Here is a 26,619-nt window from a genome sequence, read left to right as displayed (position 1 = left end):
GGGCTCATTTCTGAGCCCAAATGATCAATGTTGTTATATAAACTTATACTTTACTCGGAGTTGCGGGTTCTGCGTCTGATAGATCGACACCGTCAGTTTGTTTCGCTTTTTTGATAACAAAGGCAAACATTGCAATAGCGCCTAAGAAACCTAGGACAGTTGATATTTGCATTGGTAGACCAAAGCCAAGCTTCGAGCTGCTTAAGATAAAGCTAAGAACGACTGTATTCATGAACATAGCAGGTATCGTTGTAATCCAGTGGAACTTATTGTGACGAATCAAGTAGGCACTTGCAGTCCATAGCATGACAACAGCTGTACTTTGGTTGGCAAATCCGAAGTAGCGCCAGATTATCCCAAAGTCAACTTGCGTTAGTACTGCACCGATAACAAATAGTGGTGCGGCCATCATTAAGCGACTTACTAGTGTTTTTTGCTTCATGTTGAAGTATTCAGCAAGAATCAAGCGGCTAGAGCGGAACGCGGTATCGCCAGAGGTAATTGGAAGGATAACCACACCAAGGAATGCAAGGATACCACCGAATACACCAAGTAAGCCAAATGATGCAGAGTAAACAACATTACCAGGGCCACCTGCTTTAATGGCTTCTTGTAGGCCTTCAAGCGTACCGAAGAACGATAGAGCGATTGTACACCAGATAAGTGCAATCATACCTTCGCCAATCATCGCACCGTAGAATACGAAGCGACCATTGCTTTCATTTTCCATACAACGAGCCATCATTGGAGACTGAGTTGCGTGGAACCCAGAGATAGCACCACATGCGATGGTGATAAATAGGCCAGGCCATAAAGGCATGTCATTAGGGTTCATGTTGCTGAACATATCAGAAACTTCAAATCCACCAAGAACTGTATGTTGGTCAGAGAAGCCAATTGCGGTCATGAGTCCAACTGACATAAAGATCAGCAGAGCACCAAAGAATGGATATAGGCGACCGATGATTTTATCGACGGGAACGATAGTCGCAATGATGTAGTAAGCGAAGATCCCCAGCACCATTACAATTGAACCAATACCAAGATTGAATTGATCATTAACCAGTTTGGTTAACATACCTGCTGGAGCTGATACGAATACAACACCAACTAGAAGCAGAAGGATAATGGCAAAGATGTTCATGAAATGTTTTGCGCCATTGCCTAGGTAACGCCCAGTTAAAGTAGGGACGGAAGCACCACCATTTCTGACCGATAGCATTCCTGAGAAATAGTCATGGGTTGCGCCGGCAAAGATACAACCGAGGACAATCCACAACATTGCAGCAGGACCGTATAGTGCACCCATGATTGGGCCAAAAATTGGGCCAACACCTGCGATGTTGAGTAATTGTACGAGATAAACTTTGGGAGTTGACATAGGCACATAATCAACGCCATCTTCCATGCTGTGAGCAGGAGTGGTGCGTTTATGATTGATACCAAATACTTTTTCGACAAAGCTTCCGTAAAGGTAATAGCCACCTAGGAGGGCGGCCATACAAGTTAAGAACCATAGCATAGGATGTTCCTTCTATTTTTGTAATTTTGTGTAGAGTGTAATCAAGGTCAGATTGCACAATATCGCTTTGATGAAATAGAAACATTAGCTATTGAGGTAAGTGGTCGAATATTAAAATAAGTGGTCTTTGGAGTAATTAAGTGGTTTGTCAATTAAGCATTGTGTGCTTAATTGACGGATATCAATGGTGGCAAAGGCGCTACTTGGGTTGAGAAGCGTGACGTAGAACACCTTCATTTTTTTCTAATTGAGAAACAGCTTGTTGATAATCAAAACCAGTCAACTGCATCAGTATTGCTACTTTGGCATTGTTGTTACTTTGATTGAGCAAATGTTCTGCCGTTGTTTTGTCGCAGTCGGTGGCTTGCATGACAATTCTGATTGCTCGAGCAACTAATTTTTCGTTGGTGGCTTTTACATCGACCATAAGGTTTTGATAGCTCTTGCCGAGGCGGATCATACTGGCGGTAGTGAGCATATTCAGCACCAGTTTTTGAGCGGTTCCTGACTTTAATCGAGTTGATCCTGTTAGCGCTTCAGGTCCCACAATCGGTGAAATGGCAATGGTTGCCATATTCGCAATCGGAGAGTCTGGATTACAAGATAGCGCGATAGTGGTCGCGCCGAGTTGATTGGCATAATCTAATGCGCCAATGACATAAGGGGTACGTCCACTTGCGGCAATACCAACCGCAATGTCGTTCTGTGAAAAATTAATACTACGAAGATCGTTTTCTCCGAGATCGCTTGAGTCTTCTGCGCCTTCTTGGGCTTTAAACATCGCAGATTTACCACCGGCAATTAACCCCATTACCATCTCATCGCTTACGCCAAAGGTTGGCGGGCATTCTGAGGCATCAAGAACACCTAATCGCCCACTGGTTCCCGCTCCAAGGTAAATTAAGCGGCCACCCTTTTTAAATGCTTGAGTGATATGGTCAACCGCTGTCGCGATGTTGGGCAGTTCTTTTTCTACGGCTAAAGGCACGAGTTTGTCTTGTTGATTTAGTTTTTCGACCAAAGCGAGCGTCGGGAGTAAATCAATATCCATGGTGTCAGGATTTCTCCCTTCGGATACGAGTTGAGATAAGGTAGAAAGTAGTGTGTCGTCGGCCATGGTTATTCTCAAATTAGTTATGTGTAGAATCTAAGTTAGTTACGATCGATATCTGAAATGTTATCGGCTGGGTAAATAACCCCTAAACTTACCGCTTTGCTTGCCCCTGTAACCAGCGGCAAGTTGCTGGGTAGGTTGTGAACTCGTCGATAGGCTAACCAGGCAAAAGCCATCGCTTCCATAAAGTCGGCATCAATACCTAGCTGAGAGGTCGTCATTACTTGCCACGCTGGAAGTTGTTGTTTTAGCTGTTGCATGATTAAAGGGTTTTGTACGCCTCCGCCACAGACCAATAATTGAGGAGAAGAGCCTGCTTGATGAGAGACGGCTTCAGCAACAATACTGCTGATTGTCAGTTCGGTAAGGGTTCGTTGCACATCTTGCTGCGTCATTTCTTCATCGCACAATTCGATTTGGTTGCGAATCCAATCAAGATGAAAATACTCTCTTCCAGTACTCTTAGGAGCGGGTTTACTAAAAAAGGGATCGCTAAGCATTTGCGACAAAAATGCCGAATTTACCTTTCCTTGTTGCGCCCATTTGCCACCGCAATCAAATCTATTTCCAGTGTGTTGATAGCACCAACTGTCGATCAAACCATTGCCGGGGCCGGTGTCATAGCCCACGACCTGACCATCTGGCGTGAATACGGAAATATTGGCAATGCCGCCAATATTAAGCACAATCAAACTCGAGTTATTGGATTCAAAAAGCGTTTGATGAAAAGCAGGAACAAGCGGCGCACCTTGACCTCCAAACGCCATATCTTTGCGGCGAAAGTCAGCAATGGTTTCAATCCCTGTTCGTGCTGCAATAATATTGGCATCACCCAATTGCAAGGTAAATGGCGTTTCACCTTCCGGTTGGTGGAATACTGTTTGGCCGTGGTTCCCAATTGCTCGAATCTTTGTGTGTTCTATTGTGCATTCGGGCAATGCCAGCAATGCGAGTACGGCATCGGCAAAGAGTTGGCCAAGTTGGTGGTCAAGTTCGCCGAATGTTTTAATAGACAGTGCTTGTCCAGTGCTAATTTTAGTGACTTGCTGCTTGAGACTATCTGGCATCGGATGACAATAGTGCGTAATGAGACGAGACGATGACTGTTGGCATTCGACTAAAGCGACATCGACACCGTCTAAGCTCGTGCCAGACATGACGCCAATATAGTATTCGGGTTCGTTCGTTGCCATTTTTAGTTGCCTGTTTAGATTGGAATGTCTGCTGCCAGCGGTGTCACCAAAGCCTTGCTGAGCTATTTATGGTGCAATAGTCTCACTAACATCGTTGAATCTCAAGATAGTGCTCCAATGCCAACGTGTTGCTTGCTAGAATAGAATCATAGATTTAGATAGCAAGGATCAGATATGGGCCCTTTGTGGTTAGATGTCGCGGGTTATGAATTAACGGCGGAAGAGAAAGAGATACTCGCACACCCAACGGTAGGTGGTGTGATTTTATTTGCGAGAAACTATTACGATAGTGAACAGCTCGTCGCCCTTAATCGTTCAATTCGCCAAGCGGCAGGATCGCCGATCATTATTGGCGTCGATCAAGAAGGTGGGCGTGTTCAGCGTTTTCGTGAAGGTTTTACTCTTCTTCCGGCGGCGCAAGATTACGCGAATTACTCAAAAGAGGTTTCGTTTGCTGATCAGGGGGGCTGGTTAATGGCTGCCGAATTGATTGCTCATGATATTGATTTAAGTTTTGCCCCAGTTTTAGATAAAGGGTTCGATTCAAAGGCGATTGGCAGTCGCTCTTTTGGAGAATCTGTTGAGCAAGTGATTCGCTATAGCACGGCTTTTTTAAATGGGATGAAAACAGCGGGTATGGCAACGACCGGTAAGCATTTTCCCGGCCATGGTGCCGTATTGGCTGACTCACACTTTGAGTTACCTTCAGATCCAAGAGACTCAGTATTTGAGCAAGATATGGCGATATTCAAGGCTCAAATTGACGCTCAATTACTGGATGCGGTGATGCCTGCACACGTGGTTTACCCACATTATGATGACCAACCTGCAAGTGGCTCTACGTTTTGGTTGAAGCAGATATTACGCCAACAGGTAGGCTTTAACGGTATTATTTTCTCAGATGATCTTAGTATGGAAGGGGCATCGGTGATGGGCAACGTGGTCGAACGAGCTCACCAATCGTTAGCGGCTGGGTGTGACATGATCTTGGTGTGTAACGATCCGACTAAGGCGGTTGAAGTCATCGATAACCTACCAATAATGGAAGTGCCAACAGCCACTAATATGTTAAAAAGCACCGCTTTTACGCTGGCAGACTTAAAATCCAGTACTGAGTGGAAAGAGGCAAGTGAGACAATGAAACTAATCATCAATCAGTAACTAGTGCCCATCTTATTTTAAGGCTTTTGAGTGGCAGTTAGATCATTCCCAGAGACTCTTTGAGGAGTTTTAGGTAGCGTCGGCTTACGGGAACTGAATGTTGACTTCGGGTGATGACTTCCGCCAAACCATTTTCCAATAGCTTAATCTCATGAATGGCTTTTGGATTGATCAAATACTGGCGATGACAGCGCAGCAGTGTTGTTTTGGCTTCTAATTGCTTTAAGCACAATTGACTCGTTGCTTGTTGTTGCATGGTTTGAACTTGAACACCTGATACGTCACTAAAGGCAAACTCCACATCATTGGTGGCAATCAATAAGATTCGATTTAGGCCAATGCAAGGGATTTGATCTAATGTTGGTGTAATGGCCGAAAGATCTTGTTTATGATGCGTTTGTTTTACTAAACGCTTGATGGTCTTTTCCAATCGTTTTTGGTCGATAGGCTTTAGCAAATAGTCGAAGGCGTTGTCTTCAAATGCCTGAACCGCATACTGGTCGTAAGCAGTAACAAACACAACATAAGGCATAGTTTCAGGGTCGAGCATTGCTAGAAGTTCTATTCCGGTCACCTGTGGCATCTGAATGTCGAGAAATATGATATCCGGCTTTTGGCGCTGTATTGCCTTGAGACCTTCTATCGCATTGCTGACTTGACCTATTATGTCAATATGATTGCAATGCTCCAATTGAGCAATAAGCTCCTCTCGAGCTAACATTTCATCATCGATAATAAGCGCACTTAACATGAATGATTCTCTTCGTGTTGTGGAGTGTGATTGGAGCTTTCTATTGCATCGCTAGGGATAAAGAAACTCATCTGAGTCGATTTGTTGAGTATAGATTCGATGTCCAATTTTGAGCTTGATCCAAATAGGTTTGTTAATCGTTTTGTGACAATTTCCATGCCCAAACCATCATGATGTTCATCTGGAGTCACATAGCACCCAGCATTATCCTCGACGATGATCCAATATCCATCTTGTTGTGCTTCACTATAAATTTTTATAACGCCATCGCTGAGAAGGTTTGATACGCCATGTTTTATCGCATTTTCCACTAGAGGCTGTAATGTGAAGCTAGGTAGGCGAACTGAAAGTAAATGTGGTTCTATGTCGATAATCACGGTTAAACGATCACTAAAGCGTGCCTGCTCTATAGTGAGGTAGGCGTTTACGTGTGCCAGTTCTTCTTTCAAAGTGACGTTTTCGATGTCCTGTTTGAGATTACTGCGAAAGAACTGGGAGAGGTGTTGAATGAGTTCTCTTGCTTTATCAGGATCTCGTCGAGTAATCGCACTAATTGTATTGAGTGCATTAAACAAAAAATGCGGGTTCACTTGTGCTTGCAGTAATTTGAGCTCAGCGCGGCCGAGCAGGCTTTGCTTCTGCTGATATTGTCCATAGAGAATTTGGCTTGAAAGCAGTTCTGCGATGCCTTCTGCCATGGACATATTGATTGAAGAGAATAGTTTACGTTTTGGTTCGTAAAGCTTAATGGTTCCCACGACTTGGTCCCCTGAACGCAGAGGAATAATCAGCGCCGACCCTAGTTTACATTCATGACTAAGAGAGCATTGATAAGGGTGTTCGTTACCATCAAGGTAGATAATAGTATTGTCGTCTATTGCTTGGCGGGTGCTATCAGAAGAGATTGGTGTGTTTGGTTTATGGTGGTCATCACCAATACCGATAAAGGCTAAAATTTTATCCTGATCAGTAATGGAAACGGCTCCGACATTGGTTTCTTCATAGATGATCTTGGCGACTTGTTTGGCACTCTTTGCTTCAAATTCTTCCGCAAGTAAGCCGATAGACCGTTCTGCAATTCGCAGTGCTCGGCGTGAAAATGTTGCAGAGTATTGTTCAAAAATAGTTCGCTTATCCTGCAAAATACTCATAAATAGTGCGGCACCAATAGAGTTGGCAATGAGCATAGGTATCGCGATAGTTGAAACCAGTGCATAGGCTTTATCAAAGGGCTGCGCTACAGCAAGAATAATCGACATTTGAAGGACCTCGGCGACCAGTGTAATGCTAAACACAATCCCGGGATTAAATAGCCACTCTTTCTTATTTCGACTCATCAAGTAACTGTGCAGTAGCCCACCAACAAGTCCTTCTGTTGTCGTCGATATCGCGCATGCGAGATCGGTAAAGCCTCCGAGTGAGTATCTGTGTAACCCTCCAGTTAATCCTACAGCAACGCCAACGACAGGCCCCCCAAATAACCCACCCATAACCGCACCAATTGCTCGTGTATTGGCGATGGCATCGTCTATTTGTAGGCCAAAATAGGTTCCCATAATGCAAAATAGAGAAAAGAGGACATAAGTAGCGAGCTTATGGTCGAGTCGAGTAGGGACATTGAGCAATGGCAAAACCAATGGGGTTTTACTTAAGAGGTACGCTAAAACCAAATATACGCACATCTGTTGCAGGAGAGAGAGGATTAAGTCCATAGCAAGGTTATTTGAATAAATGATAATTATATTTTACTCAATTATGGGAAAATAAAAGGGAGACGTTTCAAAAATACACAAAATTTACATGTGTATATTATTTTGTACGAAATATGCTTCTATTTTCTATAATTATAAGTGTTTCTATATTAATAAACAGATAGTGTAAAATAATATTTACACTTTCTGTTTTTATTATCTTACACTTGTAATGTTCAGTTAAAATGATATTGTTCACCTCAAGAGCTGAGTAACAGCTAAAGAGTTTCGAACAGGAACATTTGTAAAGAATTATATACTGGGTGAATAGCATGGCTAAAAGTGACTTATCAGATATCAATATAGTGGACCAACAAGTTTTGATTACACCAGAACAACTAAAGAAAAAATTGCCATTAAGTGCTAATGCTCGGGAATACATTAAGCAATCTCGTCAAACCGTTGCGGATATTATCCATAAGCGTGACCATCGACTCTTAGTCGTATGCGGTCCTTGTTCTATTCATGATCTTGATGCGGCGAAAGAGTACGCTCGCCGCTTTAAAGAGATTGCGGAAGAGTTAAGCGATCAATTGTTCCTCGTTATGCGAGTGTACTTTGAAAAACCTAGAACAACAGTTGGATGGAAAGGCTTGATCAATGACCCACATCTTGATGGTAGTTTTGATATCGAGCAAGGACTTCATATTGGTCGTCAGCTATTAGTTGAGTTAGCTGAAATGGAAATTCCGCTAGCCACTGAAGCACTTGATCCGATTAGCCCACAATATTTGGCCGATACGTTCACTTGGGCTGCGATTGGTGCTCGTACTACTGAGTCACAAACTCACCGTGAAATGGCAAGTGGCTTATCGATGCCGATTGGTTTTAAAAACGGAACCGATGGTAGCCTAGGAACTGCGATTAACGCGATGCAAGCTGCAGCGTCTGGTCACCGTTTTATGGGCATTAATTCAGAAGGTCAAGTTGCATTGCTGACAACACAAGGTAATGCGAATGGGCATGTAATTCTACGTGGTGGCAAGCAGACTAACTATGATTCAGTATCGGTCGCAGAGTGTGAACAAGAGATGGCTAAATCCAATTTGGAACCTTCTCTTATGATAGACTGTAGTCATGCTAATTCTCGTAAAGATTACCGTCGTCAGCCATTAGTAGCGGAAGATGCTATTCAGCAAATTTGCAATGGTAACCAATCGATTAATGGTCTAATGATAGAAAGTCACATTAATGCGGGTAATCAATCATCAGATCTCCCTCTTGCGGAAATGGAATACGGTGTGTCGATTACCGATGGATGTATTGATTGGGAGACAACTGAAGCGCTACTTCGCAAGACGCACCAAGAATTGGCTCCATTTTTAGCAAAACGTTTGATCAAAGAGTAAGAGAGGTTGGAATAAATGGCTGTTGAACTCAACGAGTTACGTGACCAAATTGATGATGTCGATAAACAGATATTGCAACTTCTTGCTCGTCGTTTGTCACTGGTTGAGAAGGTTGGGGAAGTAAAAAGTAAACATGGGTTACCCATTTACGCCCCTGACCGTGAAGCGGCTATGTTGGCTTCACGCCGAGAAGAGGCGACTCGTCAAGGCGTGCCACCCCAGTTGATTGAAGATATTTTGCGTCGTACGATGCGTGAATCTTATGCGAGTGAAAAGGATGCTGGCTTTAAATGTTTAAAGCCAGATCTACGCTCTATCGTGATTGTTGGTGGTAAAGGACAGCTTGGTGGTTTATTTGCGAGAATGTTTACCCTTTCTGGCTATAACGTCAAAATCCTTGGTAGCCAAGATTGGGATCGTGCTGATGACATATTGAAAGATGCAGGCTTGGTGGTTGTAACCGTACCGATCTATAAAACGGTCGATGTTATTTCTCGCTTAACCAATCTTCCTGATGATTGTATTTTGTGTGATTTGACGTCTATCAAAGGTGAGCCGTTAACTGCAATGATGGAAGCTCACCAAGGTCCTGTTGTTGGTCTTCATCCTATGTTTGGTCCAGATGTGCCTAGCTTGGCAAAACAGGTCGTTGTCTATTGTGACGGCCGAGGTGAAGAGCATTATCAATGGTTAGTAGAGCAGATGCGGATTTGGGGGGCGTATTTATGCCCGATCAATGCAGATTCTCATGATCAAGGTATGAGTTTGATTCAAGCATTACGGCACTTTACATCGTTTGCTTACGGGATGCATTTGTCACGAGAGAATCCTGACTTGGATAAACTACTGACCTTGAGTTCACCAATCTATCGGCTTGAGTTAGCGATGGTTGGACGTTTGTTCTGTCAAAACCCAGATCTATACGGTGATATTATTCTGTCGTCTACAGAGAATATTGAAATGATTAAACGCTTTCACCAACGTTTTACTGAAGCGTTAGAGTTGATTGAAAATCGTGATAAAGAAGGTTTTGTATCCAGCTTTAATGCGGTAAGTGATTGGTTTGGGGATTACTCTCAGCAGTTTATGTCAGAAAGTCAGCATCTGTTGAAGCAGGCGAGTGATTCAATTCAGCGCTAAGCTCAGATATAAATTGAATGGAACAACTGCATAAAACCCTGCAATCTGATTGCAGGGTTTTATTTTTGACGGTATCAATAGAAAAGGATCAATCTTCTTCCATATGATCGGCTAAATCGGTTAAATGCTCTAACTCTCGATGTAAAAGAGAATCGTCACCGACATTGAGTTCAACGAAACGTCGCAAGTAACTAATACTCTCAATATCAATATTGCCAAAACGAGCTCGAATTGTGGTGTTGTCAGTTTCAACTACATGAGCGGCAATATGAATCATAATATCACTCTCTGGTAACGTAAGTTCAACCTCTACTTCGTCTCCACAATTAAAGGTATTTTCACCATTCAAGAGTAAAAGAACCCCATGTAATGAAAGGTCTTGAACGGTCGATTTGATAGTTTGCCCTTGATAAGTAATCAACGCTGGAGCTCGATAAATAATTCTGGAAAAACGTCGTCTTTCAGTCATGTGAATCTCTCTTATTTGCTCTAAATAAGGTGGTTATCGTGTCTAGAAAACAAAAAAAGGGCTACCTAAAACGGCAGCCCTTACATCAAGTCATGATATCAAAGCATCACTTAGTAATGCGTTTGTATTTGATTCGATGTGGTTCAGCTGCCTGAGCACCTAATGTCTGTTTCAACCACTCGGTATATTCAGTATAGTTGCCTTCGTAGAAGTTGACCTGACCTTCATCACGATAATCAAGAATATGTGTCGCAATGCGGTCGAGGAACCAACGGTCGTGGGAAATAACCATGGCACAACCAGGGAATTCAAGTAAGGCCTCTTCCAATGCTCGTAGCGTTTCAACATCTAGGTCATTGGTCGGTTCATCGAGAAGCAATACATTGCCTCCAGCCTTAAGCAGTTTCGCTAGGTGAACACGGTTACGTTCACCACCTGAAAGATCGCCAATCCGCTTTTGCTGATCCACACCTTTAAAGTTGAAACGAGAGCAATAAGCACGAGCTTGGATTTCAAAGTTATTGATGCGAATAATATCGCTACCTTCTGAAATCTCTTGGAATACGGTGTTACTGTCGTTCATGCTGTCACGGAACTGCTCAACGGAAGCAAGTTTAACCGTGTCGCCAAGTTCAATGCTACCTGAGTCTGGTTGTTCAGTGCCGCTTAACATTTTGAATAGGGTAGATTTACCCGCACCGTTGGCACCAATGATACCGACAATTGCCCCTTTCGGCATACTAAACGATAAATCATCGATTAATACACGATCACCAAATGATTTGGTGAGGTTGTTGACTTCAAGAACTTTATCTCCAAGACGCTCACCTGGTGGAATAAATAGTTCATTAGTTTCGTTACGTTTTTGATGATCGGTGGTAGTCAGTTCATCAAATCGAGCCATACGAGCTTTTGATTTAGCTTGTCGGCCTTTCGGGTTTTTACGCACCCATTCTAATTCTTTCTCGATGGTTTTCTGACGAGCGCTTTCTTGTGATGATTCCTGTTTTAAACGTTCATCTTTTTGCTCAAGCCATGAAGTATAGTTCCCTTGCCATGGGATACCTTCACCACGGTCAAGTTCCAATATCCAACCCGCTGCATTGTCGAGGAAATAGCGGTCGTGGGTAATGGCTACAACAGTACCGCTGTAATCAACTAAGAAGTGCTCCAGCCAAGCAACGGACTCCGCATCTAAGTGGTTAGTTGGTTCATCGAGCAACAACATGTCGGGTTTTTCGAGTAGCAAACGACAGATGGCAACACGGCGACGCTCACCACCAGAAAGTACTGCGATTTTTTCATCCCATTCTGGTAGGCGTAAAGCATCTGCCGCACGCTCAAGCGCATTCTCTAAGTTGTGTCCATCTTTGGCTTGGATTAGAGCTTCCAATTCGCCTTGCTCTTTTGCTAAAGCATCAAAGTCAGCATCTTCTTCAGCATAGGCTGCATAAACGGCATCGAGTCTGGTTAATGCATCGGCAACATCTGAAACAGCTTCCTCAACAATTTCACGCACTGTTTTTGATTCATCAAGGACAGGCTCTTGGGGAAGGTAGCCGACATTGAGTCCAGGTTGAGGACGAGCTTCTCCATCGATATCTTTGTCGATACCAGCCATGATACGAAGTAAAGTTGATTTACCTGCGCCGTTAAGGCCAAGTACACCGATTTTGGCACCAGGAAAAAAGCTAAGAGAGATATCTTTAAGAATTTGTCGTTTCGGGGGAACAATTTTGCTCACCCGTGACATGGTATATACGTATTCAGCCATTGCCGATCATTCCTAATGGTAACTAATGAATTAAGCTAAATATTTTATACTAAAGCATTCGCTATTGTTACTATCTCGATCTAATTTAGCTATTGAAAAGCAGTAATTACTCTTATTTAAATGTTGTTAAGAATACTGTTAAGTGAATGTTTTTCTGTGATGTTTGGTGAATGTGATTGGATTTGTACAATTAATTTTGCAAGATAGGGCACGGTTAGCTTCGACTACGGTCTACAATTAAAATATCAATTTATTTCATTAGTAAGGTTGTTGCGGAATATGAGTAGGATAGATTATCAGTGTAAGGGCATCACAAAGACGTTGATTCTAGTTACGCTTATGGGTTCTTGGCAAACAGCAAGCGCCGCATTGGCGAACAGCCAACTTGAGCAGCAACGAAAGTTGTACGACCAAGCTCAACAATGGTTTGATGCCCGCACTCCGCAACGCTACCAAAAAGTAAAAAGTAAACTGGCAAGCTATCCACTTACGCCTTATTTAGAATATCGGTCGTTTCTAATTGGTTTGGAGCAGCGGTCACCGCAAGAAGTACAACGCTTCATTGAAACATATCAAGAATTGCCCTTTTCTAATGTGATTAGTAAGACTTACCTGCAGCTGCTTGGTCAATCGAAACAGTGGAACAAACTGCTTCAATTTTCTCGTACAGAGCCAAAAGGAGAAGTGAGTCAATGTTTCTACAATACTGCACAGTGGCATAAAGGTGACCGTCAGCAAGCTCTAGATGGCGGGCTAAAATTGTGGCTATCAGGTGACAGTGTTGCCAGTGAATGTGACCCGTTATTTTCTCAGTTGTTTAACCAGAAGAAAATTACTAATGAACATATTCTCCAGCGGATTGAGTTAGCATTTAAAGAGAATAATCCGCGCTTGATGGGATATTTAGCCAAAAAGTTAACGAGTTCTACAAGTAAGAAACGCGCACAACAAATATCTAAGTTATACGAACAACCTCAGTTGGTTAAAGGGTATATCAAGGTCGTTAATACCGGTAAGAAGTATGACTGGGAAATGATTGATTTGGGTTTAGCGCGACTTACCCATGTTAGTACGAAAGCTGTTCAAGCAATGTTAAGCGACATGAATTCGACAAAGCTAAAAGAAGATGAGCAAGGTGTAATTCAAGCATTGAGTGAAAAAATAGCACTTCGACTTATGGAAACCCAAGATACGAAGCTTGCTAGTTGGAATGATGAAATTTTTAAGCAAAGTCCCAATATAAAAGTCGTATCTCAAAGAATTCGTTATGCAATTGAGCTAACTGATTGGACAACAACTCATCAAATGATCTCTGCATTGAGTGACGATATTCAACAAGAACCAGAGTGGCAATATTGGTTGGGCCGTTCCGAAATTGCGTTAGGCAAGACTATTTCCGGAAAAGAGCGGCTACGTAAGTTACTTGGGTTACGCAATTTTTACAGTGTTTCAGCAGCAAATATTCTCGATAAGCCCGTTGAATATCCAACGGATCAAATTGAATACCAACCTGAATTGCTTGCCGAATTTGATAGCAGTTTGATTCGTATTGAAGAGCTGTTAGCTCGTGATAAAGGAAGTGCGGCGCGCAGTGAATGGTACTGGTTATTAAAACGTTCGTCGATTGAACAAAAGGCGATGCTTGCACAATATGCATTATTAAAAGAGTGGTCACATTACGGTGTTGTCGCTTCTATCCAAGCTAAATTATGGAGCAATGTAACGCTGCGTTTTCCTGTTGCTCATTTAGATAACTTTACCGAGGCAGCACAAAAACAAAAGTTAGATCCTATTACATTGTTGTCGTTGGCCCGCCAAGAGAGTGCGCTTGATAATATTGCCCGCTCTGGTGTTGGCGCTCGAGGCTTAATGCAATTGATGCCGAAAACGGCTCGCTATACCGCGAAGAAATATCAAGTAAAACTTCAAAGTAGTGAAGAGCTCTATGAAGCTGATAAAAATATTGAGTTAGGTTCAATTTATTTTGCCGAACTAATGAAGAAATATAATCAGAATCGTATCTTGGCACTTGCAGCCTATAATGCAGGCCCACATCGAGTCGATCGCTGGCTGAGTGAGCGTGCTGGTCGGCTTGACGCGTATCAGTTTATTGAATCGATTCCTTTTAACGAAACGCGTCGTTACGTACAGAATATCCTAATGTTTGAAACCTATTACCGTGATCAGCTAGGTATAGAGCGTCCATTTCTAAAAGAAAATGAAATTAATTCAAAATATTAATTCCATTACGGATACTTATCTCTAAAATAGAGGTGTGTATCACCTAGCGAGTACAAGTATGACATCAACCCCTAGTTTCGAAGACTGGTCTGCATTTATTGAATTGGTTAGAGAGGCCGTGAAAAATGGTCAAGAAGAACAGCTACTAACCATCTTGCTGACTTCTGATGAGCGCGATGCATTGGTTTCACGTGCCAATATTATAGTTGAGCTGCTGCGCGGCGATATGTCGCAGCGTCAAATCAGTCAAATGTTAGGTGTGGGTATCGCGACCATTACTCGAGGTTCAAATGAACTTAAAGGCCTTGAAGAGTCGCAAAAGGCCCAAATAGGGGAATTATTCAATAGTACCCAAAAAAGTTAATATAGCTCTGGATTCTGAAAAGGGATTAACGCCAAAATGAGTGCTTGCTCGTACACAGAACTTCGAGTCAAGAGTTGATGAGTGAGCAAACCAATCGCCCCTCCTTTCTGTTTTATATTTGAAGTATTAAATACCTCATCCATTACCTCTCCCAGTTCGTTGTCGTCATTTAATTTTGAAAGCACAACAGGAGGTAACATTAAACTTGCTGAACGTGATTCACCGCGTTGGCTGCTACTGTCAATGATCATCCAGGCAAAGGTTGCGTTTCCTTCAATACCCGCCTCTATGCCGACATAGTAATGATTGTCAGGGTATTGTTGCTTAGCGTTTTCGATACGATTTACAGCACCTTGGCGAGTCTCTTCATCGCTCATTGGTTGATCTCGAACGTCACTTTCGACCTTGATACCAATAAACTGAAACTCTTCATTGGGAAAGCATGTTGTAAATGCGTTACTAACTGCCGATATTTTAGCGGGATTACGCGACGTTATGATTACTTGCATCATCGTTAGCAATTACCTTAATTGTTTGAATCCATTTAGGAAGCTCTTCGAGTGTCATCGGGCGGCCGAAGTAGAAGCCTTGGAGATAGTCACAATTATAATCAATTAGCAGCTTATTCATCTCCTCACTTTCAATCCCCTCAGCAGTCACTTTCATATTTTGTGAATGACATAAATCGATAAGTGGTTTTATAACCTGCTGTTTTTTACTGGCAATTAAAGTATCCAGAAAAAGCCTATCGAGCTTAATTTTCTGTACTGGATACTGCACCAATTGAGAAATCGAAGTATAGCCAGAACCAAAATCATCAATGGTGAGATCAAAACCAAGATTTGATAGTTCATGTAACAGTGGAAAACTTTGTGATTCTGACGCAAAAGTTTCAGTGATTTCAAATTCAATCATTGCTGGGTCAACATCGTAGGTTTCGGTATGTCGTGCAATATACTCAGAAAGCTGCGTTGAGTTTAATTCAGCCGACGATAAATTAACGGCTAACTTCTGTGGTTTGCTAAATAATGATTGTACTTCGCTGAACTGTTCGAATGTTTTTTTCACTACCCAACGATCAATGGTTCCGAATAACCCTGTTTGCTCTGCAATCGGAATGAACTCTTCTGGAGAGATATATCCGAGGGATTTAGATTCCCAACGCAGTAATACTTCAAATCCCGCAAACCAACAATTTTTACAGGTAAAGTATGGTTGATACACAAGGCTAAATTCTTCGTCAAAGTTGCTTGCACGTAACGCTCGCTCAATACTTCCTCGTCGCTGAACCACAGTATCTAGCTCTACTGAGTAATGTGCGATTTGGTTTTTACCTGCACGTTTAGCTTGATACATTGCAGTATCAGCGTTTGAGAGTAACTTCTCGATATTATCACCATCTTGTGGGTAGGTTGCGATGCCGATACTTGCTGTTATGGGGTAACTCCCTTGCGGTGATGTTATACGATGTTGAATAGAACTCAGCAATTTTAAGGCAAATTCATCGGCACAATCCGGCTGGTGGAATGGCGTATGAAGCAAGATGGCAAATTCATCTCCGGATAAGCGCGACGCTAGCCCAAACGTATGATGAGACGCGTTAAATTCAGAACAAAGATCATGAATATGGTTTGCGAAACTTATAAGTAACGAGTCGCCAATTTGATGCCCATATTTATCATTGATGTATTTGAAGTTATCCATATCAATATATAAGACCCAAACGTGGATATGTTCTTGAGTCAAAACAGCTTCAGTGTGTCGTTGAAACTGATGTCGATTGGCAAGTTTGGTTAGATGATCCCGTTCTGCTAGAATTTTTGTCCGATGATAAGCATCTTCCAATTCGCTATACATGGCGTAGAAACGAGCAGAAAGTCGGCCAATTTCATCTTTGGAGTCAAGAATTTCTATATTTTTGCGTTTATTACTTTCCACTTCTTTCAGTTGGTTATCGAGCCGTGAAATTGGTTGGATGACATGCTTATACAAAGAGATAACAAGCAGCAATACGGTTAATAAAGCCGAAAAACTAAATGCAATAATGAGCTGTTTTTGAATGTCGTGTAATTTATTTTGCAGAATGTATGGCGCAGGGTCGAGGTTCGCATAGAAATTTGACTGCAATTCAACGCTTTGGTGTAACCCGACTTTCTCAGTAGGCTTAGTAGAGAAATATATCGAGCTTTTATTGCTGTTCTCTAATTCTTTACGCTGTTGATTAAATCGCTCTAGCTTTGAGTAGACAACAACGAAAATAATCTCGCTCTTTTTGTAACTCAGCGGGGGCTTTAGCGTTTTAATATCAAGGGCTTCGTAACGCAGTAAGATGCCTTCTGCGTCTTTATTTTCACTGTAACCAACAAAACTATTTTGGTTTGTTGTGTCATAGACTTCACTGAAGTGATGCAGAACGAGGGGATCCATCGTTGCGAACGGATCGTCACTGTGCTCTGTGTAGTACATCGGTTTTTTTTGAGCATCTAAAATCGAGAGAGCAATAAACTGATCATCTTTGGGTTGAAAACTGCTAATTGTTTGCTGCAGGTTATCAATCAGCTCTAGTTCACGAATTGGATTGCTTTCATGGGAAAAGTAGCGTTGAATTATATCACTTTTAGTCAAGGTATAGGTGTAGCCGCTCAGAATAGAATTGGTCTGACGATAATGTCCTGCCAACTTTTCCATATTGAGTTGTAAATAGCTATCGGTTCTCTTGAGCAGCGCATCTTTTTGGATCTCATAAATAATGTAACTTGATGCCGCCGCACTGAAGAGAATAACGGGTGCGATAAGTAATAAAATTCTACGGTTGAGCTTCATACTGATTAAACAAATTATTGGTGATTTTGGCCCGAATACTTAGGTTTTCAGGAGTAAGTTCTTGGTCAAGAGTTGCGTTGCTTAAACGAGTTTTATCCAGAAAAAAACTGGGATTATTTTTAAAGCTATCCGGAAGAAATTCCAGAGCAGCCTTATTAGCCGGAGAACTACCGATATACAGTGCATTTTCTGCGGCTACATGAGGAGACATCAGGTAATTAAGAAATGCTTTGGCTTGCTCCTTTTGTTTCGAATTGCTGTTTATCGCAATACAATCAACCCATATAAATGGTGAACCTTCGGGAGTAACAAAGTCCCATTGATCGGAGTGAAAAAAACGATTTAAGGAGAATTGGTCACCACTGTAGGCTAATGCCATGTGTAATGCGCTACTATCTTGATGGCTTCTTACATAACTAAGGGCGTATTCGTAGGTTAACACATCTTTGTTAAATTCAGTCATTAGGTGATAAGACGCTTTTAGCTGGTCAATATTGTCTGTATTAGGAGAGTATCCCAGTGTTTTTAATGCTGGTAGCAAGGTTTCTACACTGTCTTCTATCAAACCTATGTGTCCACGGTGTTTTTCTTTGGGCTGAATCAAATCGCTCCACGTTTGTGGTGCTGGGCTTACAAGATCTTTACGGTAAAGGATGCCGACAGTTCCCCAAAAGTACGGAATTGCATTATTGCCGCAGGCTTCATTCCAGCGAGACTCATTGTATTTCCGGTTGCTTAATGTTGATAGGTCTTCAAAAGCGTCTTGTCGTGAAAATATTTGTGCAGAAACGTTATCAAGTAAAACAATATCAAAAGGCAGCTCAATACTATTGAGCATCAATAAATTGCGTTCATCATCATTGTCAAAATGTGAGAGTGAAATCTTAGTGTCACTTAGGGCCTCCCAACTAGCGATGATATCTGGTGATAGTGTATCTTCCCAAAAGTAAAGGTTTAGCGCTTTCTCATTTGCGAATACAAAAGAGAAAGGTACTAGTGATAGACAAATATAGATCAGATATCTCATCGTGCAGTAGGAGCTCTCTAGAAAAAGAAACTGCCTTAATCAAAGACAGCGAATATCAAACATTGATGGATAAATTGATATTTATATTAGTAAGTCATCTATTGTATACAGTGTGCTGAATACTGTCAGCATACCTATTCCTCAAAAGGTGATCTCGTCTTACTTTTGCATCACTTGTGTAGGAGCTACATTGTAAATTGGGTAGCATCCAAGAACTTTTAGATACTTAGTAATCTCTGTTAATTCCGTGATCGCTTTTTGCATTTCTGGTGAATTTCTATGTGCTTCGAGATCAACGTAAAACATCTCTTCCCAGGGATTTCCAATAATTGGTCTCGATTCTAATTTAATAATATTAATACCAAATCTCTGTAGTACTAGTAGCGCCGAAACTAACGAACCAGCTGTTTGCGCGGTCGACATTATCAAGGTGGTTTTTGCTGGGATTTGGGTGGATACCTCAACGGGTTTTCGAGCGACAACGATAAAGCGAGTATGGTTTTCAGTTTGGTTGGCGATGTTACCTAAAATCGGTTGTAAACCATAAAGCTTGCCACTAGATGCATTACCAATAGCGGCAATATCGTCACGGTTTAATTCTTTTACCTTTTTCATTGCATCAGCGGTGCTTACACATGACTCTAGTTTGATGTCTCCAAGGCGGTGTAAGAACTCACTGCACTGTTGATGGGGTTGAGGATGAGAATAGAGAACCTTTATATCATCAACATTAATTTCTTTGGTTGCGACTAGACAGTGCTCAATGGGCAGCGTTAATTCACCTACAATATACAGCGTAGTATGTTGGAGTAGGTCATAGACTTCATTGATTGACCCTGAGCTGGTGTTTTCAATCGGTAGAACCCCAAAGTCAGCATAGCCAGATTCAACCTCTTTGGTTACACCTTTGAATTGCTCACAATTTAACTCAATGAGATCAATGTTTTTTCGACTGAAGTATTCGCGTGTCGCTAGGTGTGAATAGGATCCTTGAGAACCTAGGTAGGCGACTCTTGCATGTGGTTTTCGGTTTTGCTGTGGGTTAGCAAGATGTTGTAAATATGATTGCTGAAGCAGCACAGAATCTTCAATGATCGTGTGGTAAATCTTAGTAATATATTCTGCATCAAGTTCGTATTCATCTTTACCGTTGTGGATAAGTTTTACTAATAATTGTTGTTCACGTTCAGCATCTCGAACTGGCTTTGTTGTTTCGACCTTACTTTTTGCTACTTCAATACTCAATTTTCGGCGTTCAGAAAGCAAACTAAGAAGTTGATCATCTAGTTCGTTGAGCCGGAGGCGAATTTTTTCTAAAGAGTATTTCTGACTTGCCATAGTAATTTCCGTAAGTAAAACAAGAGCATTCGAGGGAATTGCCGATAGTGGCTTATAAACAACCGATAGTGCAACAATATGTCGAACGATTTTAGTCTGAAATACAAATTAATAAAATAGATAAGAGGGGATATTACAGACAAAAGAATAGCGCCGGTCGGCGCTATTCTTAGTATTCATTCTTCTTCGTTATCAATCGCTACTATTTTTTCGGAGCGACGTGCTTCTGGTTTATGTCGAATTTTATTGAGCTGACGTTCTAATTTCTGTTCCACATCATTGATCGCAACATAAAGATCTTCGTGATGTGCTGAAGCATTTAATTGTCCTTTAGGTATGGTAATTGTTGCTTCAAATTTTTTCTGTTTGTTGGGCTCTTCACTAAAACTTGCTTGGCATCCAATAATGTCGACTTGCCATTTTTCTAGTTTTTTTAACTTACCTTCTATATGGTCTCGGATTGCAGAGGTGACTTCGATGTTCTTACCTGTGATATTTATTTTCATATAGCATATTTTCCTCTGTTGCCTTCCCTTATGGGTTAACTTCAGATTACCGATTTAACAGTAAATAAATGTGATATAAATCACATTTTCTGGGCTATTTATTATCGTGCAAGATAAACGTGATCACTTGCAAAAAGTAGAAATTTATTTGTGATGATAACTTGAATTTTCACCGATAGTCGTTAAGTTGTTAATTAGGGTTCGCTAAAAAATCACTTGTTTTTTAGGGAGTTAACTCGATTTTTTTTGAAGGTTGTGCTACTTGGTTTGTATGCAATATGATTTATTCTACCTTCTTAGCTCTCACTCTCCTCAGTTGATCATATTCGATCAATAGACCCTGAGTTATTTTGCCTCAAATAGTAAAAAAGCGTCCAAGATATTAGGAACGCTTTTTTTAATTAATCGTATTGTCAGAATTACCATTTAAAACATCAAATTGGGTTTAACTCAATTAGCGTTTTCGTATGCGCAGCCGCTTTGGATAACTTTAATTGCTCATAAGCTTTAAGTTGAATATTAAGTGCTTTTCTTGCGGCAACCGTGTCTGGATAAGATTTTTGTAGTTCCTGGCAACGGTTAATGGCCGATATCCAAGCTTCTCTACGCAAATAATATTCAGCTGTAGCTAGGTCATAATTCGCTAATCGATTCTTCAACGCCAACATTCTTAACTGAGCATCTTTCGCATAAATGCTAGAAGGGTAGCGCTGTAGTAATTGTTTAAAATCATTAAATGCCGCTTTAACTGGTTCAGGGTCGCGATCGCTTCGATCAACGTTAAATAGATCATGCATCATGCTCGAATCTTGAGACATATGAGTCAATCCACGCATATAGACGACCCAATCAATTTTTTTGTGAGTTGGATTGAGGCGCACAAAACGATTAATTGCGGCCAACGTTAATGCCCAGTCTTCCGATTTGTAATACGCGAAGATTAAATCGAGCTGAACTTGTTGGGAGTACGCACCAAATGGATAGCGAGAATCGATCGCTTCCAACTGTCTAATGGCTTCAGTCCAACTTCCTTTTTCCAAAGAAAACTGTGCTTCTGCATAAAGATCCGAGGCTGGAATGTCGGGGACCATTACTTTTTGTGTTGAACAACCAGCTAATAAAGCAAGCGTCATTAATCCAGTGATTGCGCGATATTTCATGTCAGAAGTTATTTCCTAATTATTCAAATAGTCCAGAGACAATGAATGTTTCAAAAAGGTTTCGTTACTTTCTGTATAGTAACAGATAGAATAAGCCATCATTTTATCCCTACTAGAGGCTTTTAGTCTCTAGGTTTATGAAAAAGTTCGATATGGCTCAGCAGATTGAATTAAAAAGTACAATAAAAGATAGTCAACTAGGTCAGCGTTTGGATCAAGCGATCGCTGAAATATTTCCTGATTTTTCTCGTTCTCGATTAAAAGAGTGGCTTGTCGATGGCAAGGTTCAAGTCGATGGCAAGGTTATCACCAAACCAAGAATCCGCGTATTTGGCGGTGAGGAAGTGGTGCTCCAAGCGGAATTGGAAGATGAAGAACGTTGGGAAGCTCAAGATATTTTTCTAAATATCGTTTACGAAGATGACGATATTTTAGTCATCAATAAGCCTCGCGATTTCGTGGTTCACCCAGGAGCCGGTACACCAGATTGTACAGTGTTGAATGCACTACTGTTTCATTTTCCTCCGATTGCGGAAGTTCCTCGAGCTGGAATTGTGCATCGTTTGGATAAAGACACAACTGGACTTATGGTTGTGGCGAAAACAGTACCCGCTCAAACTAAGCTGGTTCGAGAATTACAAAAACGCAATATTACGCGTGAATATGAAGCGATTGCGATTGGTAAAATGACAGCTGGTGGTTTGGTTGATAAACCAATTGGTCGTCATTCGACGAAACGGACATTGATGTCTGTGAGTCCGATGGGGAAACCCGCTATTACTCATTATCGTGTCGCAGAGCATTTTCGAGAACATTCTCGGATTCGCCTTCGTCTTGAAACCGGGCGAACGCACCAAATTCGTGTTCATATGTCCTATCTTCAACATCCTTTGTTGGGCGATAGCGCATATGGCGGGCGTGCACGCATACCAAAAGGCGCTTGCGACGAGTTAACGGACATGATTCGTAATTTCGATCGCCAAGCACTTCATGCTGCTATGCTACGTTTCGCTCACCCTATCACAGGTGAAGAGTTAGAGTTTCATGCTCCAATTCCAGATGACATGGTAGAGCTTACCGAAGCATTACGTGAAGATACCGTGCTTTATGGTCGAGATGAGTTGCTTGATTAATGATTACGCCTAATTGGAATGCCCCAAAAAATGTAAAAGCGTATGCAACGATGCGTGCAACCGGGGCATCTCAACTTGAGTATAAAGGTCTGAATTTAGGTATGCATGTTGGAGACGATCCAAACCGTGTCATGCAAAATCGCCAATCGGTTGTTGACCAACTATCTATGCCCAGTTCTCCGGTGTGGCTGAATCAGACACACTCTACAAATGTTGTTGAACTCACCAAGCCGACAACGCAAATACTGGATGCCGATGGGTCGTTCACTAAGTGTTCAAACCTTGTCTGTGGTGTAATGACTGCCGATTGTCTTCCAGTTTTACTCTGTAATAGTCAAGGTTCTCAGGTTGCTGCGGTTCATGCCGGTTGGCGAGGTTTATCCGACGGAATATTAGAACAAGCTTTATCACATTTTAATGATGACGTTTTTGCCTGGCTTGGTCCGGCAATTGGCCCGAGTGCATTCGAAGTGGGCGAAGATGTCGTTGAAGCATTTTGTCAGTTTGATGCTGGAGCGAGTACTGCTTTTGTTTCTGGTCGAGGTGAAGGTAAATGGGTGGCGAATATTTATCAATTGGCAACGCAACGGCTAAATCGTGCAGGTATTGGTCAAGTGACGTCATGCGATCTTTGCACTTACAATGACTCTGATTCTTTTTATTCATACCGACGTGATGGTGTGACAGGGCGTCAAGCTACATTTATCTGGTTTGAATAGTTCATACTGAATTCACCATTATTCATTCTTTTCCTTTTTCCCCCTTGAAAACTGCTTAATTCGTATCCATTTTCTTATCAGTTGCTTATCAATTTAATAGCAAAAACAGAATTAGATGAGGAGTGTCTTATGCGCCTTGACCGTTTTACAAGTAAATTCCAAATAGCAATTTCAGATGCCCAATCTCTAGCGCTTGGGCGTGATCACCAATATATCGAGCCAGTACATTTGATGGTTGCTTTGCTCGATCAAAATGGCAGTCCAATTCGACCTCTATTTACACTACTCAATATCGATATCATGCAATTGAGATCGAAGTTAGGTGAAATTCTCGACCGTCTTCCGAAAGTGAGTGGTATTGGTGGTGATGTACAACTTTCTAGTGGTCTTGGCTCGTTGTTCAACGTGTGCGATAAGGTGGCACAGAAGCGTCAAGATGCATATATCTCTTCGGAAATCTACCTACTGGCAGCACTTGATGATAAAGGCCCACTAGGAAAACTGCTCAAACTGGTTGGATTGGATGAGAAAAAGGTTTCTAGTGCGATAGATCAGATCCGAGGTGGACAAAAAATAAATGATCAAAATGCTGAAGAGCTTCGCCAAGCGTTAGAGAAATATACGGTAGATCTGACAGAACGAGCAGAGCAGGGCAAACTCGATCCTGTTATTGGTCGTGATGATGAGATTCGCCGGACCATTCAAGTGCTTCAGCGTCGTACCAAGAATAATCCCGTTATTATCGGTGAGCCTGGTGTCGGTAAAACGGCAATCGTTGAAGGGCTTGCTCAGCGTATTATAAACAACGAAGTTCCAGAAGGGTTACGCGGAAGGCGAGTATTGTCACTCGATATGGGATCATTGGTCGCAGGAGCAAAGTATCGTGGTGAATTTGAAGAAAGATTAAAGTCTGTTCTAAATGAATTGGCCAAAGAAGAGGGGAATGTGATTCTCTTCATTGATGAACTTCACACTATGGTTGGTGCTGGTAAAGGTGAAGGCTCAATGGATGCCGGTAATATGTTAAAGCCAGCGTTAGCTCGTGGAGAACTTCACTGTGTTGGTGCCACTACGCTAGATGAATATCGTCAGTATGTAGAAAAAGACCCTGCACTTGAAAGACGTTTTCAGAAAGTGTTGGTGGATGAGCCAACGGTTGAAGATACGGTTGCTATTTTGCGTGGCCTTAAAGAGCGTTACGAGCTTCACCATCATGTTGATATTACCGACCCTGCGATTGTTGCCGCAGCCACACTTTCACATCGCTATGTATCTGATCGCCAATTGCCCGATAAAGCGATTGACCTGATTGATGAAGCAGCGTCGAGTATTCGTTTACAGATAGATTCAAAGCCCGAGTCACTGGATAAATTAGAGCGACGCATTATCCAATTAAAGATAGAGCAACAGGCGCTTTCTAATGAGCAAGATGAGGCCAGTGAGAAACGACTCAATATCTTAAACGACGAATTGAGCGAGAAAGAGCGTGATTATGCTGAGTTAGAAGAAATTTGGAAGGCGGAAAAAGCAGCGTTATCCGGTACTCAACATATAAAGACCGAGTTAGAACAAGCGCGAATGAATATGGATGTTGCACGGCGAGCTGGCGATCTAAATCGGATGTCTGAGCTGCAATATGGTCGAATTCCTGAATTAGAACGACAGTTAGATCTTGCGGCGCAAGCTGAAATGCAAGAGATGACGCTATTACGCAATAACGTTACGGATGCAGAAATAGCAGAAGTGTTATCAAAGCAAACCGGAATTCCCGTATCCAAAATGCTAGAAGCTGAGAAAGAAAAGCTCTTACGCATGGAAGAAGTACTGCATAAAAGAGTCATTGGTCAAAAAGAAGCGGTAGAAGTAGTTGCCAATGCAATTCGACGCAGCCGAGCTGGATTATCAGATCCGAATCGTCCTATAGGTTCATTCATTTTCTTGGGCCCAACGGGTGTCGGTAAAACGGAACTGTGTAAGACATTAGCAAACTTTATGTTTGATAGTGAAGAAGCCATGGTTCGAATTGATATGTCAGAATTTATGGAGAAGCACTCTGTTGCGAGACTTGTCGGAGCTCCTCCTGGTTATGTTGGTTATGAAGAAGGTGGTTATTTAACCGAGGCTGTTAGACGTAAACCTTATTCCGTTATCTTATTAGATGAAGTAGAAAAAGCGCATCCGGATATCTTCAATATCTTATTGCAAGTACTCGACGACGGACGATTAACGGATGGCCAGGGGAGGACGGTAGATTTTCGTAATACTGTTATCATTATGACGTCCAATTTAGGATCTCATCATATTCAAGAAAATGCTAACGATCTCGATTACGATCAAATGAAAGAGAAAGTTATGGATGTGGTTGGTAAGCACTTTCGTCCTGAATTTCTAAATCGCGTCGATGAAAGCGTAGTGTTCCACCCGTTAGGTAAAGCACAGATCGCGTCGATTGCATCTATTCAAATAGAACGCTTGCGTAAACGGATGCAAGAAAAAGATTATGACTTAAATTTAAGTAAAAATGCTCTTGAGCTTATCGCGGAAGTTGGGTTTGATCCTGTCTATGGAGCAAGGCCGTTAAAACGAGCAATTCAACAAATGGTAGAAAACCCCCTAGCTAAAAGTATTTTGAGTGGGCAATTATTACCTGGCAAAGCTGTCAATCTAAAAGTGAAAAATGGCCAATTGGTTATGACACAATAAATTTAGAAAGGTTATTAGAAAGAAAGGCGAGTGTAAATTTGCCTTTTCACTAAAATAAAGAAGATAAAATGGGCAGATTGTCTACTCTTTAACCTGTCGGTTTGAAAAGTTAAAAAATAATGGTTTTTGCTATTGCCAAGTTTTGTTAACTCCCTATAATGCGCCAACACCAACAGGGCGGTACGTCAAGTTGGTTAGGTGTTTAAGCTGATAAAAACTAAATTGTAAAAGTGTTTGACACTTTAAGTTATATCGCTAGAATAACCGCCTCTTCAGTGATGACTCACGAAGAGCGCTCTTTAAAAATTTAGACCTATCAATCTGTGTGGGCACTCGTTGATGATAATCAATTTTACTTCTTAGAAGTAACTTAGGTTTCAA

At 41.7% G+C, this 26,619-nt stretch carries 21 protein-coding genes; 8 read left to right on the top strand and 13 right to left on the bottom strand.

Going from position 1 to position 26,619, the window contains the following annotated elements:
- Positions 1 to 43 precede the first annotated feature (43 nt).
- The 3 genes from ACWU4D_RS13690 to ACWU4D_RS13680 form a co-directional block, all read right to left on the bottom strand.
- Positions 44 to 1,522 (bottom strand): carbon starvation CstA family protein, encoded by a 1,479-nt coding sequence (locus ACWU4D_RS13690; protein WP_456052002.1) that lies wholly within the window; start codon positions 1,520 to 1,522, stop codon positions 44 to 46.
- A gap of 199 nt (positions 1,523 to 1,721) precedes the next feature.
- Positions 1,722 to 2,639, bottom strand: coding sequence for an N-acetylmuramic acid 6-phosphate etherase (murQ, locus tag ACWU4D_RS13685; RefSeq protein WP_456052001.1), 918 nt, complete (start codon positions 2,637 to 2,639; stop codon positions 1,722 to 1,724).
- A gap of 35 nt (positions 2,640 to 2,674) precedes the next feature.
- Positions 2,675 to 3,829 carry an anhydro-N-acetylmuramic acid kinase gene (locus ACWU4D_RS13680; RefSeq protein ID WP_456052000.1) on the bottom strand — a complete coding sequence of 385 codons (1,155 nt, stop codon included), beginning with the start codon at positions 3,827 to 3,829 and terminating at the stop codon, positions 2,675 to 2,677.
- Positions 3,830 to 4,003: 174 nt separating this feature from the next.
- Here ACWU4D_RS13680 and nagZ point away from each other — a divergent pair, with 174 nt between their 5' ends.
- Positions 4,004 to 4,990 carry a beta-N-acetylhexosaminidase gene (gene nagZ / locus ACWU4D_RS13675; RefSeq protein WP_456051999.1) on the top strand — a complete coding sequence of 329 codons (987 nt, stop codon included), beginning with the start codon at positions 4,004 to 4,006 and terminating at the stop codon, positions 4,988 to 4,990.
- Positions 4,991 to 5,027: 37 nt separating this feature from the next.
- Here nagZ and btsR read toward each other — a convergent pair whose 3' ends face one another.
- Together btsR and ACWU4D_RS13665 are read right to left on the bottom strand one after the other, a co-directional pair.
- Positions 5,028 to 5,741 carry a two-component system response regulator BtsR gene (gene btsR / locus ACWU4D_RS13670; protein ID WP_456051998.1) on the bottom strand — a complete coding sequence of 238 codons (714 nt, stop codon included), beginning with the start codon at positions 5,739 to 5,741 and terminating at the stop codon, positions 5,028 to 5,030.
- A complete protein-coding gene (locus ACWU4D_RS13665) occupies positions 5,735 to 7,453 on the bottom strand; it encodes a LytS/YhcK type 5TM receptor domain-containing protein (RefSeq protein ID WP_456051997.1) in 1,719 nt (572 codons plus the stop codon). Before ACWU4D_RS13665 ends, btsR begins: the two co-directional genes overlap by 7 nt.
- A gap of 311 nt (positions 7,454 to 7,764) precedes the next feature.
- Here ACWU4D_RS13665 and ACWU4D_RS13660 point away from each other — a divergent pair, with 311 nt between their 5' ends.
- The gene (locus ACWU4D_RS13660) at positions 7,765 to 8,841 is read left to right on the top strand and encodes a 3-deoxy-7-phosphoheptulonate synthase (protein ID WP_456051996.1); all 1,077 of its coding nucleotides are present in this window, start codon (positions 7,765 to 7,767) and stop codon (positions 8,839 to 8,841) included.
- Positions 8,842 to 8,856: 15 nt separating this feature from the next.
- A complete protein-coding gene (gene tyrA / locus ACWU4D_RS13655; protein WP_456051995.1) occupies positions 8,857 to 9,981 on the top strand; it encodes a bifunctional chorismate mutase/prephenate dehydrogenase in 1,125 nt (374 codons plus the stop codon).
- An 88-nt stretch (positions 9,982 to 10,069) separates the two neighbouring features.
- Here tyrA and ACWU4D_RS13650 read toward each other — a convergent pair whose 3' ends face one another.
- Together ACWU4D_RS13650 and ettA are read right to left on the bottom strand one after the other, a co-directional pair.
- A complete protein-coding gene (locus ACWU4D_RS13650; RefSeq protein WP_456051994.1) occupies positions 10,070 to 10,450 on the bottom strand; it encodes a PilZ domain-containing protein in 381 nt (126 codons plus the stop codon).
- Between the two features lie 106 nt (positions 10,451 to 10,556).
- A complete protein-coding gene (ettA, locus tag ACWU4D_RS13645) occupies positions 10,557 to 12,224 on the bottom strand; it encodes an energy-dependent translational throttle protein EttA (RefSeq protein WP_456051993.1) in 1,668 nt (555 codons plus the stop codon).
- 279 nt (positions 12,225 to 12,503) lie between these two features.
- Between ettA and ACWU4D_RS13640 the strand changes: the two genes are divergently transcribed.
- Both ACWU4D_RS13640 and trpR read left to right on the top strand, forming a co-directional pair.
- On the top strand, positions 12,504 to 14,465 hold the full coding sequence (locus ACWU4D_RS13640) for a transglycosylase SLT domain-containing protein (protein WP_456051992.1): 1,962 nt from the start codon (positions 12,504 to 12,506) through the stop codon (positions 14,463 to 14,465).
- Between the two features lie 58 nt (positions 14,466 to 14,523).
- Entirely contained in the window at positions 14,524 to 14,829 is a 306-nt protein-coding gene (gene trpR / locus ACWU4D_RS13635) for a trp operon repressor (RefSeq protein WP_456051991.1), read from the top strand.
- Here the strand turns inward: trpR and yjjX are convergent.
- From yjjX to bamD, 6 genes are all read right to left on the bottom strand, one after another.
- A complete protein-coding gene (gene yjjX, locus ACWU4D_RS13630; protein WP_456051990.1) occupies positions 14,826 to 15,341 on the bottom strand; it encodes an inosine/xanthosine triphosphatase in 516 nt (171 codons plus the stop codon). The genes trpR and yjjX overlap by 4 nt on opposite strands.
- Entirely contained in the window at positions 15,313 to 17,652 is a 2,340-nt protein-coding gene (locus ACWU4D_RS13625) for a putative bifunctional diguanylate cyclase/phosphodiesterase (RefSeq protein WP_456051989.1), read from the bottom strand. Before ACWU4D_RS13625 ends, yjjX begins: the two co-directional genes overlap by 29 nt.
- Positions 17,636 to 18,679: a polyamine ABC transporter substrate-binding protein gene (locus ACWU4D_RS13620; protein ID WP_456051988.1), complete on the bottom strand. Its 1,044-nt coding sequence runs from the start codon at positions 18,677 to 18,679 to the stop codon at positions 17,636 to 17,638. The genes ACWU4D_RS13625 and ACWU4D_RS13620 overlap by 17 nt, the downstream gene beginning before the upstream one ends.
- A 159-nt stretch (positions 18,680 to 18,838) precedes the next feature.
- The gene (locus tag ACWU4D_RS13615) at positions 18,839 to 20,017 is read right to left on the bottom strand and encodes a chorismate mutase (protein ID WP_456051987.1); all 1,179 of its coding nucleotides are present in this window, start codon (positions 20,015 to 20,017) and stop codon (positions 18,839 to 18,841) included.
- A 176-nt stretch (positions 20,018 to 20,193) separates the two neighbouring features.
- Entirely contained in the window at positions 20,194 to 20,523 is a 330-nt protein-coding gene (gene hpf, locus ACWU4D_RS13610; RefSeq protein ID WP_456051986.1) for a ribosome hibernation-promoting factor, HPF/YfiA family, read from the bottom strand.
- A 434-nt stretch (positions 20,524 to 20,957) separates the two neighbouring features.
- Positions 20,958 to 21,683: an outer membrane protein assembly factor BamD gene (gene bamD, locus ACWU4D_RS13605; protein ID WP_456051985.1), complete on the bottom strand. Its 726-nt coding sequence runs from the start codon at positions 21,681 to 21,683 to the stop codon at positions 20,958 to 20,960.
- A 152-nt stretch (positions 21,684 to 21,835) separates the two neighbouring features.
- Between bamD and rluD the strand changes: the two genes are divergently transcribed.
- From rluD to clpB, 3 genes are all read left to right on the top strand, one after another.
- Positions 21,836 to 22,816 carry a 23S rRNA pseudouridine(1911/1915/1917) synthase RluD gene (gene rluD, locus ACWU4D_RS13600; protein WP_456051984.1) on the top strand — a complete coding sequence of 327 codons (981 nt, stop codon included), beginning with the start codon at positions 21,836 to 21,838 and terminating at the stop codon, positions 22,814 to 22,816.
- Positions 22,816 to 23,535, top strand: a complete 720-nt coding sequence (gene pgeF / locus ACWU4D_RS13595; RefSeq protein ID WP_456051983.1) for a peptidoglycan editing factor PgeF — start codon at positions 22,816 to 22,818, stop codon at positions 23,533 to 23,535. Before rluD ends, pgeF begins: the two co-directional genes overlap by 1 nt.
- A 129-nt stretch (positions 23,536 to 23,664) precedes the next feature.
- Positions 23,665 to 26,238 carry an ATP-dependent chaperone ClpB gene (clpB, locus tag ACWU4D_RS13590; RefSeq protein WP_456051982.1) on the top strand — a complete coding sequence of 858 codons (2,574 nt, stop codon included), beginning with the start codon at positions 23,665 to 23,667 and terminating at the stop codon, positions 26,236 to 26,238.
- Positions 26,239 to 26,619: the final 381 nt, after the last annotated feature.

It is taken from the genome of Vibrio phycocola, assembly GCF_053850235.1.
This window is presented reverse-complemented; position numbering and strand designations above follow the sequence as displayed.